This window comes from Roseobacter sp. HKCCA2468 (genome assembly GCF_037805105.1).
In the GTDB taxonomy this organism is placed as follows: Bacteria; Pseudomonadota; Alphaproteobacteria; order Rhodobacterales; family Rhodobacteraceae; genus M30B80.
Genome location: NZ_JBBLYN010000004.1, coordinates 61,232 through 75,285 on the forward strand (window position 1 = coordinate 61,232; position 14,054 = coordinate 75,285).

Below are 14,054 nucleotides of genomic sequence, written 5' to 3' on the forward strand. Positions count from 1 at the left end.
AGCTGATGCGACTAAAAAGGCGAGACGCCGCACCATGTGAGACATTTTATTTCTCAAAATTTGTATTTTTATTTGAATTGTTGCGCAGCCCTTGCTATTCAATGCTGCAATAGCACATCAGCGATTCCGCATCGCAGCACCACACGCCCCTTGGGGCGCAATTTACGGAGGCCCCAATGGCTTTGGACAGCAATCAGACGCCCCTCTACTATGAGGCGCCCGAAAAAGACCTCTATGATATGGGCGAGATGCCTCCGATGGGATATGTGCCGCCAAAAATGCACGCATGGGCCATCCGGAAAGAGCGCCACGGCACGCCCGACAAAGCATTTCAACTTGAGGTCGTAGAAACACCCAGCATCGACAGCCAAGAAGTATTGGTTTTGGTTATGGCTGCAGGTGTAAACTATAACGGCGTTTGGGCGGGCTTGGGTCAACCGATCAGCCCCTTCGATGGGCATGGCGCCCCCTATCACATCGCAGGCTCTGATGCCGCAGGCATTGTTTGGGCCGTTGGCGACAAAGTGAAATCTTGGAAAGTAGGGGACGAGGTCGTCATCCACTGCAACCAAGATGACGGGGATGACGAAGAATGTAATGGCGGTGATCCAATGTTCTCGCCGACACAGCGCATTTGGGGCTATGAAACCCCCGATGGGTCATTCGCCCAGTTTACCCGTGTGCAGGCTCAGCAGTTAATGCCACGCCCCAAGCACCTGACTTGGGAAGAATCCGCGTGCTACACCCTGACCCTTGCCACGGCCTATCGTATGCTGTTTGGCCATCACCCGCATGAGTTAAAACCTGGCCAGAATGTTCTGGTCTGGGGGGCATCAGGTGGGCTTGGTGTCTATGCCATTCAGTTGATCAACACTGCAGGCGCGAATGCGATTGGCGTCATCTCAGATGAAAGCAAGCGCGACTACGTCCTCAGCCTTGGCGCAAAAGGTGTGATCAATCGCAAGGAATTTGACTGCTGGGGTCAAATGCCCAAGGTGAACACCCCAGAATATAACGCGTGGCTAAAAGAGGCCCGCCGCTTTGGCAAAGCAATTTGGGACATCACTGGCAAAGGCGTGAATGTCGATATGGTGTTTGAGCACCCAGGTGAATCGACCTTCGCCATCTCAACTCTCGTGTGCAAAAAGGGCGGCATGGTTGTTATCTGTGCAGGCACAACAGGGTTCAACTGCACCTTTGATGTGCGCTATATGTGGATGCATCAAAAGCGCCTGCAAGGCAGCCACTTTGCCCATCTCAAGCAAGCTGCAGCCGCCAATCGCCTAATGTGCGAGCGCCGTCTTGATCCGTGTATGTCCGAGGTCATGCCATGGGCCGAATTGCCCGATGCGCATAGCAAAATGCTGAACAACCAACACAAGCCCGGCAATATGTCGGTGTTGGTTCAAGCGCCCCGCACAGGCCTGCGCACCTTGGAAGATGTGCTTGAGGCGGGCCCCAATAAAGCATAGCCCCTCTTTCAGACAAACTAATCCAAAGGCGCGCAGTTTTGCGCGCCTTTTTTATTGCGCGGATGCGGCCGCTTTTCGGATAGACGCGATATTGTCGCCGTAAACCTCAGGGCGATCGACCGAGCCGCCCTTGAAAACGGCTGAGCCTGCGACCAACACATCCGCGCCCGCGGCAGCCACCAATGGTGCGGTTACGGGATCAACGCCCCCATCGATCTCAATATGGATCGGACGATCCCCGATCATCGCGCGCAGACGCGAGATTTTGTCCGTCAGATCAATAAATTTCTGCCCGCCAAAGCCTGGGTTGACCGTCATAACGCAAACCAAATCACACAAATCCAAAAGATGCGCGACACTGTCGGCGGGTGTTCCAGGGTTCAACGCCACCCCAGCTTTCATGCCTGCACCACGAATGGCCTGCAGCGTGCGGTGAATATGCGGGCCCGCCTCAATATGCGCGGTCAAAATATCTGCCCCTGCATCCGCATAGGCATCAATATAGGGGTCAACAGGCACGATCATCAGATGCACATCCATGACCGTTTTCACATGAGGGCGAAAGGCCTTCACCGCAGGCGGGCCAAAGGTGAGGTTCGGCACGAAATGCCCATCCATGACATCGATATGCACCCAATCCGCCCCTTGCGCCTCAATGGCGCGGATCTCTGCACCAAAATTGGCAAAATCCGCAGAGAGAATAGACGGGGCGATTTTTATCGAGCGATCAAAGGACATCGGGCAGGGCTTTCAAATGTTTGGGCTAAAGCGTTGTCTCTCCCTTAACGCTCAATTCTACCCCTGTCACCACCTTGCCAAGCATCGCCGCGCGTGTAAGCGTAAAAGCTGACTGTATGAGTGACGCCAAAACATGACCCAAACCACCAAAACTTTTGCCGCAACGGGCCACCAGACGGGCCATGCGCAGCTGCCGCAATTGCACCTCCCCCGCAACGAGGGAATGGCGCTCGACCTTGATTGGGTTGCGCGTGCTACAGCAAATCGATCTGCAATTGAACGGCGCGCAGCCACAATTGGCACACGGCGCAGCGTGAAAAAGGCATATCAAACAGCATGGCTTGCCCGCGCCGTAACGATGATCGACCTGACCACATTGTCAGGCGATGACACCAAGGCGCGGGTGGCGCGGCTTTGTGAAAAGGCCAAGCAGCCCGTGCGCGCAGATATTCTAGAGCGTCTGGGACTGCCGCAGATCACAGTGGGGGCGGTCTGCGTCTATCACGACATGGTCGAGCCCGCGCTTAAGGCGCTGGAGGGCAGCGGCATCCCTGTGGCAGCGGTATCCACAGGTTTTCCTGCGGGGTTGTCGCCCTTTCATCTGCGCGTGGCAGAGATCAAGGAAAGCGTTGCCGCGGGCGCGCAAGAAATCGATATTGTGATTTCGCGCCGCCATGTCCTCGAGGGGGATTGGCAGGCGCTTTATGACGAGATGCGAGAGTTTCGCACAGCTTGCGGCGCGGCCCATGTCAAAGCGATCCTAGCCACAGGCGAACTTGGAACATTGCGCAATGTCACGCGCGCAAGCCTCGTTTGCATGATGGCGGGCGCAGATTTCATCAAGACCTCAACCGGTAAGGAAGCGGTCAATGCCACCCTGCCCGTCAGCCTAACCATGATCCGCGCAATCCGCGCTTATGAGGCGCGCACAGGGTTTAAGGTCGGCTACAAACCCGCAGGTGGCATTTCCAAAGCGAAGGACGCGCTGACCTATCTGGCGCTGATGAAAGAAGAATTGGGACAAGCTTGGATGTCCGCGCAACTTTTCCGCTTTGGCGCGTCCTCTCTTCTTGGCGATATTGAACGCCAACTCGAACACCAAGCCACGGGTGCTTATTCCGCCCGTTACAATCACCCGATGGCCTGAGGCAGATCATGAATATCACCGAAATTTTCGAAACCATGGACTATGGCACCGCGCCCGAAGCCGATACTGAGGCGCGCGCATGGATTGCGGGGCATCATGGCCAGTTTGGACATTTCATCAATGGCAGCTTTACTAAGGGCCAAGATCATTTCGAAACCCGCAACCCTGCCCGTGGCGAGGTTCTGGCGCATATCGCGCAAGCAACTGAAACCGAGATAGACACGGCCATTAGCGCGGCACGAAAGGCCTTTGGGCCATGGTCACGGCTCAGCGATCATGCGCGTGCGCGCTACCTTTATGCTTTGGCGCGGGCTTTGCAAAAACACAGTCGCCTCTTTGCAGTGCTCGAAACTCTCGACAATGGCAAGCCAATCCGCGAGGCACGCGATGTCGACATTCCGCTTGCTCAACGGCATTTCTACTATCATGCAGGCCTCGCCCAATTGCGCGGAACTGTGGCCGAAGACCATCAACCGCTTGGCGTTTGTGGGCAAATCATTCCTTGGAACTTTCCGCTTTTGATGCTCGCGTGGAAAATTGCCCCTGCCTTGGCCGCGGGCAATACGGTTGTGTTAAAGCCTGCCGAGTTCACCCCGTTGACCGCCCTTCTATTCGCAGAAATCTGTCAGGAGGTTGGCCTGCCCAAAGGTGTTGTGAACATCATAACAGGGGATGGCACAGCGGGTGCCTATTTGGCCGCGCATGCAGGCATCGACAAATTGGCCTTCACAGGCTCAACCGAAGTTGGGCGCAAAATTTATCAAGCCCGCGCAGGATCAGGCACGAAACTCAGCCTCGAATTGGGTGGCAAATCGCCCTTCATCATCTTTGATGATGCCGATCTCGACAGCGCTGTTGAGGGCTTGGTTGATGCGATTTGGTTCAATCAAGGGCAGGTCTGTTGCGCGGGGTCACGCCTGTTGGTTCAGGACAGCGTGGCCGATGAGGTCTACGCCAAAATTCGCGCGCGGATGGCAAAACTGCGCGTGGGTGATCCGCTGGATAAATCCATCGACATCGGCGCGATGGTCGATGACAGCCAAGCCGCCCGCGTGCGCGACATGGTGGCGGGTGTTGATGCGTTCAGCCCTGAATGTGTCTTGCCTGAGACAGGCTGCTTTTTGCCGCCCATGCTGATCACCGATCTCGGCACCGCCCACCCCCTGATGCAGGAAGAAATTTTTGGCCCCGTTCTTGTGGCCGCGCGGTTTCGCACCCCTGAGGAGGCCGTGAGCCTTGCCAATAACACGCGTTACGGTCTTGCCGCGTCAATCTGGAGTGAGAATATCAGCCTTGCGCTTGATATTGCCCCGAAATTGGCAGCGGGTGTTGTCTGGGTCAATGGCACCAATATGTTTGACGCTGCCGCGCCCTTTGGCGGGGTGCGTCAATCAGGGGTTGGTCGTGAAGGTGGGGTTGAGGGGCTGCGCGCCTATATGAAGGCACCGCTGCCCCTGACCAAAATTGAAAAGCCAGTGCGCCACCCCGCCCCCGCAACGCCCAAGCAGGCGAATACACCCGCGATAGACCGCACCGCCAAACTCTACATCGGCGGCAAACAAGCGCGCCCTGATGGCGGCCATGTCATTCCAATTTGGTCAAAATCGGGCGACATGCTTGGCCAATTGGGCCGCGGCAACCGCAAGGATATTCGCAACGCCGTTGAGGCTGCGGAAGCCGCGTCAGGATGGGGCACGATGCCCGCCCATAGTCGCGCGCAAATCCTGTATTACCTCGCCGAGAATTTGGCGGCGCGCGGACAGGAATTTGCGGAACGTCTCTGTGATCTCACAGGACAATCCAAAGCCACCGCCAAAGCGGAGGTTGAAACAAGCCTAAGCCGCCTGTTCAGCTATGCCGCATGGGCCGACAAATTCGCAGGCGAAGCGCGGGCCGTGCCCTTGCGCGGCTTGGCGATGGCGCTACGCGAGGCGGTCGGGGTGATTGGCATCATAGCCCCGCAAAACGCCCCGCTCTTGGGCGCAATTTCGCTTCTTGCGCCTGCGGTCGCGATGGGGAACCGCGTGGTTCTCCTGCCCAGTTTGGAAGGTGGTCTTGCGATGACCGATTTCTATCAAGTGCTCGACACCTCCGATGTGCCCGCAGGCGTGATCAATATTGTGACGGGCGACCCATCCGAGATGGCCGCAGATTTAGCAGCGCATATGGCCGTTGATGCAATCTGGAATTTTAATGCAAATATAGAGGCGCATCTCATTGACACGAAGGCCTCTCTCAACGTCAAGCGCAGTTGGGGTCTGGCAGGCTTTAAGGGCAAAAGCCCCGATTGGCGCAATCCCGCTTGTGAGGGCGTGGTATTTTTGGAAGAAGCAACTGAAGTCAAAACCGTTTGGGTTCCATACGGGGCCTGAGGATCAAGCCATTTCATGACCAGCCCACGCTACACCAAGCTTATTGATAGCCTGCCCGCAAAAGTGCCGTTTGTCGGCCCCGAGGCGCAAGAGCGCGCGCAGGGCTTTGGCTTTGTCGCAAGGCTTGGCGCCAATGAAAGTGTTTTTGGCCCTTCGCCCAAGGCGATCGCCGCAATGCAGGCCGCAGCGCGCGATGTGTGGATGTATGGCGATCCTGAACTCCATAATTTGCGGCATGCCCTTGCAGCGCACCATAGGGTCGCGCCTGAAAACATCGTGGTTGGCGAAGGGATAGACGGGTTACTTGGATATTTGGTGCGGCTGTTGGTGGCCGAGGGGGATGCTGTCGTTACCTCGCTTGGGGCTTACCCCACTTTTCTTTACCATGTCGCGGGATTCGGTGGGCAGGTTACGACTGTGCCCTACAAAGACGATCACGAAGACCCTGAAGCACTGCTTGCCGCGGCGCGGGCGACCGGTGCAAAGCTGCTTTATCTTTCAAATCCCGACAATCCTATGGGCACATGGCACAAGGCCGAGGCAATCGAACGGCTTATCGCCGCGCTGCCCCCTGAGACGGTGCTAATCTTGGACGAGGCTTATGCCGATACCGCGCCGCACGAGGCCATTCCTGCGATGGATGTCAGCCATCCCCGCGTGATCCGAATGCGCACCTTCTCCAAAGCCTATGGTCTTGCGGGGCTTCGCGTGGGTTATGCCATCGGCCATCACGAGCTGATCCGTGCCTTTGACAAAATCCGCAACCATTTTGGGATGGGGCGTATCGCGCAAGCGGGCGCTTTGGCGGCCCTGAAGGATCAAGATTACCTCAACCAAACCGTTGAGAAAATCACCCAAGCTCGCACCGAGATTGCCCGTATCGTGCAAGAGAATGGTTTAACGCCGCTGCCTTCGGCCACGAATTTCGTGGCGGTGGATTGCGGGCGCGATGGCGCCTATGCAGCGGCGCTTCTCAACGAGTTGACCAAGCGCGGCGTATTTCTCCGCATGCCCGCGATTGCCCCGCTCAATCGCACAATCCGCATCTCATGCGGGGATGCCGCGATGTTGGCACATCTTGAGGCAGAATTGCCAAAGGCACTTGCCGCCCTCGGCTAGATCAGCCTGCTTCGCCAATGACCTCAATCGCGGCCTCTAACCCAGTTGGGTCATGCGGGATCTGCATCGCCTTCATACCTGCTTGCAAACTGCCCAACAGACCTAAAACCATATGCGCATTCACGTGCCCCATATGGCCGATACGGAAAAAATCAACTGCACGCGCAGGGTCGGGACGCAACCCCTGCAACGGGATGCCCAGTGTCACGCCCGCCGTGGCCGTCATCCAATCCCGCATCTTAGCACCATTCCCCTTGCCCATATCCACGGTGGTCACAGCATGTGAGCGTTTCGCAGGATCAGCAATATTGGCCGCAACAGGGCCATTCGCGCCCCAACGATCTAAGGCCGCCCATACGGCACGGGCCAAAGTCGCATGGCGCGCCCAAACGGCCTCCAACCCTTCTTCATGCAAGATCATGTCCAAAGCCACACGCAACCCGTAGAGGTGATGGGTCGGCGCAGTGCCGTTGAAATATTTATAAAATTCGGTCGGATTCACACGGGGCCGCCAATCCCAATAGGGCGTCACACAATTTGCCCGTTCCCGCGCTTGATCCGCTTTTTCCGAGAAATAAACAAACCCAATCCCGGGCGGGGTCATCAAACCCTTTTGGCTGCCTGTGACCATCACATCCACGCCCCATGCGTCAAATTCAAACGCATCACAGGCGAGACAAGCGATGTTGTCAGAGAACAACAGCGCGGGGTGCCCCGCTGCATCCAAGGTCTGCCGCAGGGCCAAAATATCATTGCGCACACTGCTAGAGGTATCCACCTGCACCGCGAGAACGGCCTTGATCTCATGGGCCTTATCTGCCGCCAAGGCCTCAGCCACGCGGGCCATGTCGATATCGGATTGAGGGCCAAAATCAATGATCTCGCAGTCAATACCCAGACCCGCCGCAAATTCGCCCCATCCAAGGCAGAAGCGCCCCGTGCCAAGCACCAAAATCTTGTCGCCCCGCGACAGCGTGTTGCACAGCGCCGCCTCCCAGACACCATGACCATTGGCAATATAAATCGCCACATTGGCCTTTTGCGCACGGCCTACCGCCTTGAGATCAGGGATCAGCCCATGCACCATTTCGACCAACTCGCCCGTGTAAATATTCGGCGCGGGACGATGCATGGCCTGCAATACGCGATCAGGCATGACCGAAGGGCCAGGAATGGCAAGATAGTGACGACCGTTGGCAAGGCTCATGGAAGTGTCCCTTTGTTGAAATCGGCAAAAAGCAAGGCACAGGCTTTTGCGTCTTGGTGCAATTTCAATTACTCTGACGGCCTTGGCAAGAGCGCAAGAATGATTAGCTCTCTGGTCAAGACAAGGGAAACAGCGCCATGATTAAAGAGCAGCCACAAAATCGTAAAATCATTGAGGTATCAGGGTCTGAACGCGAGAAATTCTTGCAAGGTTTGACCACCAATGCCCTCCCTGAAGATGCCGAAGGGCTGCGCTACAGCGCGATCCTGAGCCCGCAAGGGAAGTATCTGGCTGATTTTTTCATGCTGACTCGCGATGATCGCGTTTTGCTTGATGTGGACGGTGATTTGGCCGCACCGCTGATGCAGCGCTTGTCGATGTATAAGCTGCGCGCAGATGTGGCACTGACCCTCTCGGATATGACAGTGGCCGTGGGGCATGGCACCCTGCCACAAGGGGCATATGCTGATCCACGTGACCCTGCCCTTGGTTGGCGCGCCTATGGCCAGTCTGGCTTGCCCAACTTATGGGATGCGGCAGGATGGAAAACCACGCGCATTGCCCATTTGATCCCTGAACATGGGCGCGAACTGATCCCCAATGACAGCTATATCCTAGAACTTGGATTTGAGCGGCTAAATGGTGTGGATTTCAAAAAAGGGTGCTATGTCGGCCAAGAGGTGACAGCGCGGATGAAACACAAGACCGAGTTGCGCAAAGGGCTGGCGTGGGTCACGGTCAGCGGCACAGCTGCGGAAGGCGACCTCATCACCGCGAACGGCCGCGAGGTCGGGCAGCTTCATAGCATTTCTGGGGATCAAGCACTGGCGTATTTACGTTTTGACCGCGCCCAAGCTGTTATGCGGGCGGGCGCAGCCGAGGTGCATTTCGCCGAGTAATCACCCGCCGATTTTATCCTGCGTGCGGTTCAGGAAATCATCGGCAGAATGACGTTCGTGCAATTGCCCTTCAAGCGGGCCATAGGTGCGGTTGACCATCGCACCGCGCTGCACAGCAGGGCGGGCATAGAAGCGCTCGGCCCAAGCGACCACATTTTTATAGTCATGCACAGAGAGAAACTCGCCCGCGTCATAGGCCTCACCGCGCACAAGGCGGCCATACCATGGGGCAATGGCAATATCGGCAATGGTTATCTCATTCCCCACCATCCAATCGCGCCCTGCAAGATGACGATCAAGCACATCCAACTGGCGCTTCACCTCCATCGCGAAACGATTTATCGGGTATTCTTGCGCAAAGGGGGCATAGGCATAGAAATGCCCAAAACCGCCGCCCAAATAGGGCGCGCTTCCCATTTGCCACATAAGCCACGACAAAAGTTCTGGCCGATCCTCTGGGCGGCCCAAAAAGGCGCCAAATTTTTCGGCCAAATGCATCAAAATCGCGCCCGATTCAAAAACGCGCACAGGGGTTTGGCCAGAATAATCCATTAGCGCGGGAATTTTCGAATTGGGGTTCACTTCAGTAAAGCCAGACCCGAATTGATCGCCATCCCCGATACGGATCAGCCACGCGTCATACTCCGCCGCATGACCCGCGGCGAGCAATTCCTCGAACATGACGGTGACCTTCACCCCATTCGGTGTAGCCAATGAATAAAGTTGAAACGGATGATCCCCCCGCGGCAAATCCTTGTCATGGGTAGGCCCTGCAATCGGGCGGTTCAGACCCGCCCATTTGCCGCCATTTTCCTTGTCCCAAACCCAAACCTTTGGCGGGGTATATGGCGCATTTTCCGACATGATCCGTCCCTCATTTCTTGAACATAAAAAGGAACCTAACCCTTTCGGGTCAGGTTCCAAGTCACGAGATTGCGATTTTCAGGTCAACGCGCTGTCGCAGCGCCCGCAAACATGGGCATGGCTGTGGCTGCCCACATCAGGCAGAATTTTCCAACAGCGCGCACATTTTTCGCCATCCGCTTTGGCAAAGACCACACCAACCCCCTCAATTTCGGGCAAAGTGAAGGCATCCGCGGGTATCGCCTCATCACTCAGCGTGACCGCAGAGGTAATGACCAAATCCTCGAACTGCACGGATTGCAGCGCTGCGCGCATTGCGGCATCTGCCACGTAGATCACAGGCGCGGCTTCTAGGGAGGCCCCAATCACCTTGTCACGGCGCTGCACCTCAAGGGCGGCTGTCACCACGCGGCGCGCACGGCGGATCATCGCCCATTTCGCGGCCAAGTCTGCATCATACCACGCCGCAGGGGTGTCGGGGAAATCCACCAGATGCACTGAGGCCTCAGGGTCTTTGTTCCGCTCAAGCCAGACCTCCTCCATGGTGAAGGTCAAAATCGGCGCAAGCCAAGTGGTCAGGCGTTGGAATAGGTGATCCAAAACTGTGCGTGCCGCACGGCGTTGCGCAGTATCACCATCACAATACAGCGCGTCTTTGCGGATATCGAAGTAAAAGGCCGACAAATCAGTGGTCGCAAAATTGAACAGCGCTTGGAACACGCCTTGGAAATCATATTTTGCATAGCCTTCGCGCACGATCCGATCCAACTCTGACAAACGATGCAGGATGAAGCGCTCCAACTCGGGCATATCGGCGGCTTCTGTGCGGTCGGTTTCCGTTAAGTCACCCAAGGAGCCAAGCATAAACCGCATCGTATTGCGCAAACGGCGATAGCTGTCGGCCACGTTCTTCAAGATCTCAGGCCCGATGCGCAAATCCGCCGTATAATCGGATTGCGCCACCCAAAGCCGCAGAATATCGGCGCCATATTGGTCAATCACCGCCTGCGGCGCGACCGTATTTCCCAAGGATTTGGACATTTTCATGCCCTTCTCATCGAGCGTAAAGCCATGGGTGAGCACACCGCGATAGGGCGCACAGCCGATTGTGCCGCAAGCCTGCAACATCGAGGAATGGAACCACCCGCGATGCTGGTCTGTGCCTTCGAGATAGAGATCCGCAATCCCATCCTCTGAGCCATCCTCGCGATCCCGCAAGACAAAGGCATGGGTCGAGCCAGAGTCAAACCAAACATCCAAGATATCAAAGACCTGCTCATAGGCATCTGGGTCATATTCATTGCCCAAGAAGCGGGCTTTGGCCCCCTCCTTATACCATGCATCTGCGCCCTCAGCCTCAAAGGCCTCAAGGATGCGGGCATTCACCGCGTCATCGCGCAGCAAGAAATCGGGGTCACTTGGCTGTGCATCTTTTTTGACAAAGCAGCTGAGCGGCACACCCCATGCACGTTGCCGCGACAAAACCCAATCGGGCCGCGCCTCGATCATCGAATGCAGACGATTGCGCCCGGTCTGAGGTGTCCATGTCACCAATTCATCAATCGAGCGCAGCGCGCGTTCGCGGATGGTTTTGCCATAGGTGTCATCCCCGCCAATCTCGCGGTCGATGGCTGCAAACCATTGCGGACGGTTCAGGCGGATCACAGGCGCCTTTGAGCGCCAGCTATGCGCGTCCGAGATGGTGATGCGGCGGCGGGCCAGCACGCCGCCAACCTCAACCAGCTTGTCGATCACGGCCTTATTGGCCTTACCCGCCTTGCCGTTTTCTTCGATGACGCGAAGCCCTGCAAAGAAGGGCAGATCAGCGCGGAAGCTGCTGTCATCCAGAATATTATAGGTCATCTCAAGCCCATGCTTGAGACCGATTTGATAGTCATCATCCCCGTGACTTGGCGCGGTATGCACGAAACCCGTGCCCGCATCATCGGTGACATGGTCGCCTGCAAAAAGTTTGACCTCAAAATCCCATTCGCCATTCACGCCCTCAGCCCCATGCAGCGGGTGATGGGTGACAAGCGTGGCCAATTCATCGGCGCTGATGTCGCGCAGGCGCGTGTAGTGGCCCGCCTCAAGACGCATCGCGCCAAGCGCATCCTCGGCCAGTTTATCAGCTACAAGATAGCGATCACCAACCTTGGCCCAACATTCGTCAGGGGTCGCGGTGACCTCATAGAGCCCATAGGAAATCGAAGGGCCAAAACAAATCGCGCGGTTTTGCGGAATCGTCCAAGGGGTGGTTGTCCAGATCACGACAAAAGCACCACCAAGCGCGCCAGAATTTTGTACCTTGAACGGCACCCAAATCGCATCGGTCTGGCGGTCGTGATATTCCACTTCCGCCTCGGCCAATGCGGTCTTTTCAACAGGCGACCACATGACGGGCTTCGAGCCTTGATAAAGCGCGCCATTCATCAGGAATTTCATAAACTCGCCCGCGATCACCGCCTCGGCGCGGAAATCCATGGTGAGGTAGGGCTTGTCCCAATTCCCTGTTACGCCAAGGCGCTTGAACTCCGCGCGCTGCACATCAATCCACCCTTCGGCAAAGCGGCGGCATTCCTGACGAAAATCGACAACGTCAATCTTGTCTTTATCTTGGCCTTTCGCGCGATAGGCCTCCTCAATCTTCCATTCGATGGGCAGGCCGTGACAATCCCAACCAGGAATGTAGCGCGCCTCATGGCCCATCATCTGTTGGCTGCGCACAACCATATCCTTCAGCACTTTGTTCAGTGCGTGACCGATATGCAGATTGCCATTGGCATAGGGGGGGCCATCATGCAGCACGAATGGCGGGCGCGGCGCGCCTGCCTTAGCCGCCTCTGCCGCCTTGTCGCGCAGGCGTTGATAAACGCCAATTTTCTCCCAACGGGCCAGCCAATCAGGCTCGCGCTGTGGCAGGCCTGCGCGCATCGGGAAATCAGTTTGGGGAAGGTTCAACGTGTCTTTATAGTCGGGAAGATCGGCACACATGGGAAGGACGTCCTATTGGCTGAAACGGGTCATGGCAGGCCATGACCAATGAGAGGGGAAAGAGCGGCGCGATAGCTCAACACCTTAGTCCCGGCGGCCCTGCTGATCAGAGCGCCGGGCAGATAATTCGTAGGGAAATCTGCGTGTTCATCCGTCTCATGTTTAGCCCTATATCGCTGCAGGCGCGCGGGGTAAAGTCGCGCTTTGCGCGATCAGCCCTTTGACCCCGTGAAAAGCCCAGAAAATGCCTCGGATAAAACACTGCGCAAAGCAGGACGCGGTAAGGCGTGAAAGGGCAAAGGTCGGCAAAGCTGCATCGCAATCACCCCAAGCCGCGCGGTCATCGCTCCATTTAAGACGCCTTCACCAAAGCGGCGCGATAATTTCCCTGCCAATGACCCGCCCAAAGTAGAACTGAGCAAATCATCCCCAAGGGCAATGGCCCCTGTCGCCACAAGTTGCGCAATCACAGACCGCGCCAAGCGCATGGCGCCAAAGGTGCCCGCGCGCCCACCATAAATCTCGGCCACACGGCGGATCATCCGCAGATTGATCCAAAAGCTGATGACCATATCAAGCGACCCCATCGGGACGAGGGCCGTGACACTGGCGACACGGCGGGTGGCTTGAGCCACCTCCGCACGGGCCTGTGCATCTAGCCCTTCCAAAAACGCTGTCTCAATCACGCCCATTCGCAAATCTGCATCAAGCACATCCTCGACACTCTGCAAACGGTGGTCTGCTGCGTCCTGTACGGCCATGCGATCGCGATAAAGCGCGCGCAGTTTGGGGATCAAAGCGGAAAGCTGTGCAAGGTTTTGGGCGGTCAAGGCCGATTGGACCTCAGCCTGCAAAGCCGTCATGCGTGACAGCCGTGCATAGGCCCGCCATTCGCTGATCGCAAAGACGATTGCAGCCACGAAAAACAGGCCCACAATCGCAAGGGCCACCTGCCCCCAGATTGTGCCGCGCGCCATCATATCAAGAACAAACCTCCAAACAGCGTTGATCAAAAGCGCACTGACAAGGCCGCCCGCCGACCACAGCAAAAATCGCGATGCGCCTGACATCTTTTGGGGCACGGGCCGTTCATCGGGCGCGGCGGATGGCGCGTCAAAAATCGCAGGCGCGTCCACGGGGGATGCGCCACCAACGCCCGCCGTTTCCTCATCCAAGATGATTGGGTTTTTCCGCGTGGCCATACGCCCCCCCTCCTCACTTCTCCGTCACCCGCAAGGGAGA

10 protein-coding genes are annotated in these 14,054 nt (G+C 56.9%); 5 read left to right on the top strand and 5 right to left on the bottom strand.

Features of this window, described 5'->3' with window-relative positions; genetic code table 11:
- Nucleotides 1–176: 176 nt before the first annotated feature.
- Nucleotides 177–1,472, top strand: coding sequence for a crotonyl-CoA carboxylase/reductase (gene ccrA, locus AAC620_RS10230; RefSeq protein ID WP_340244747.1), 1,296 nt, complete (start codon nucleotides 177–179; stop codon nucleotides 1,470–1,472).
- Between the two features lie 51 nt (nucleotides 1,473–1,523).
- On the opposite strand, the gene rpe is transcribed toward ccrA, so the two are convergent.
- The gene (rpe, locus tag AAC620_RS10235) at nucleotides 1,524–2,210 is read right to left on the bottom strand and encodes a ribulose-phosphate 3-epimerase (protein WP_340244748.1); all 687 of its coding nucleotides are present in this window, start codon (nucleotides 2,208–2,210) and stop codon (nucleotides 1,524–1,526) included.
- 133 nt (nucleotides 2,211–2,343) lie between these two features.
- Between rpe and deoC the strand changes: the two genes are divergently transcribed.
- From deoC to AAC620_RS10250, 3 genes are read left to right on the top strand one after another with little or no spacing between them, the layout of a single operon-like run.
- A complete protein-coding gene (deoC, locus tag AAC620_RS10240) occupies nucleotides 2,344–3,357 on the top strand; it encodes a deoxyribose-phosphate aldolase (RefSeq protein ID WP_340244749.1) in 1,014 nt (337 codons plus the stop codon).
- A gap of 8 nt (nucleotides 3,358–3,365) precedes the next feature.
- A complete protein-coding gene (locus AAC620_RS10245) occupies nucleotides 3,366–5,729 on the top strand; it encodes an aldehyde dehydrogenase family protein (RefSeq protein WP_340244751.1) in 2,364 nt (787 codons plus the stop codon).
- Nucleotides 5,730–5,744: 15 nt separating this feature from the next.
- The gene (locus AAC620_RS10250) at nucleotides 5,745–6,848 is read left to right on the top strand and encodes a pyridoxal phosphate-dependent aminotransferase (RefSeq protein ID WP_340244753.1); all 1,104 of its coding nucleotides are present in this window, start codon (nucleotides 5,745–5,747) and stop codon (nucleotides 6,846–6,848) included.
- A gap of 1 nt (nucleotide 6,849) precedes the next feature.
- On the opposite strand, the gene AAC620_RS10255 is transcribed toward AAC620_RS10250, so the two are convergent.
- Complete coding sequence (locus tag AAC620_RS10255; RefSeq protein WP_340244755.1) at nucleotides 6,850–8,055, bottom strand: pyridoxal-phosphate-dependent aminotransferase family protein; 1,206 nt, start codon at nucleotides 8,053–8,055, stop codon at nucleotides 6,850–6,852.
- A 137-nt stretch (nucleotides 8,056–8,192) separates the two neighbouring features.
- On the opposite strand from AAC620_RS10255, the gene ygfZ reads away from it, so the two are divergent.
- A complete protein-coding gene (gene ygfZ, locus AAC620_RS10260) occupies nucleotides 8,193–8,954 on the top strand; it encodes a CAF17-like 4Fe-4S cluster assembly/insertion protein YgfZ (protein ID WP_340244757.1) in 762 nt (253 codons plus the stop codon).
- On the opposite strand, the gene yghU is transcribed toward ygfZ, so the two are convergent.
- The 3 genes from yghU to AAC620_RS10275 form a co-directional block, all read right to left on the bottom strand.
- Nucleotides 8,955–9,818, bottom strand: a complete 864-nt coding sequence (gene yghU / locus AAC620_RS10265; RefSeq protein ID WP_340244758.1) for a glutathione-dependent disulfide-bond oxidoreductase — start codon at nucleotides 9,816–9,818, stop codon at nucleotides 8,955–8,957.
- A 78-nt stretch (nucleotides 9,819–9,896) separates the two neighbouring features.
- Nucleotides 9,897–12,812: an isoleucine--tRNA ligase gene (gene ileS / locus AAC620_RS10270; protein ID WP_340244759.1), complete on the bottom strand. Its 2,916-nt coding sequence runs from the start codon at nucleotides 12,810–12,812 to the stop codon at nucleotides 9,897–9,899.
- Between the two features lie 212 nt (nucleotides 12,813–13,024).
- Nucleotides 13,025–14,014: a YcjF family protein gene (locus tag AAC620_RS10275; protein ID WP_340244761.1), complete on the bottom strand. Its 990-nt coding sequence runs from the start codon at nucleotides 14,012–14,014 to the stop codon at nucleotides 13,025–13,027.
- Nucleotides 14,015–14,054: the final 40 nt, after the last annotated feature.

Coding starts and splice junctions, on each gene's coding strand:
- ccrA (WP_340244747.1), top strand. CDS start 177: ATGGCTTTGGACAGCAATCAGACGCCCCTCTACTATGAGGCGCCCGAA.
- rpe (WP_340244748.1), bottom strand. CDS start 2,210: ATGTCCTTTGATCGCTCGATAAAAATCGCCCCGTCTATTCTCTCTGCG.
- deoC (WP_340244749.1), top strand. CDS start 2,344: ATGACCCAAACCACCAAAACTTTTGCCGCAACGGGCCACCAGACGGGC.
- AAC620_RS10245 (WP_340244751.1), top strand. CDS start 3,366: ATGAATATCACCGAAATTTTCGAAACCATGGACTATGGCACCGCGCCC.
- AAC620_RS10250 (WP_340244753.1), top strand. CDS start 5,745: ATGACCAGCCCACGCTACACCAAGCTTATTGATAGCCTGCCCGCAAAA.
- AAC620_RS10255 (WP_340244755.1), bottom strand. CDS start 8,055: ATGAGCCTTGCCAACGGTCGTCACTATCTTGCCATTCCTGGCCCTTCG.
- ygfZ (WP_340244757.1), top strand. CDS start 8,193: ATGATTAAAGAGCAGCCACAAAATCGTAAAATCATTGAGGTATCAGGG.
- yghU (WP_340244758.1), bottom strand. CDS start 9,818: ATGTCGGAAAATGCGCCATATACCCCGCCAAAGGTTTGGGTTTGGGAC.
- ileS (WP_340244759.1), bottom strand. CDS start 12,812: ATGTGTGCCGATCTTCCCGACTATAAAGACACGTTGAACCTTCCCCAA.
- AAC620_RS10275 (WP_340244761.1), bottom strand. CDS start 14,014: ATGGCCACGCGGAAAAACCCAATCATCTTGGATGAGGAAACGGCGGGC.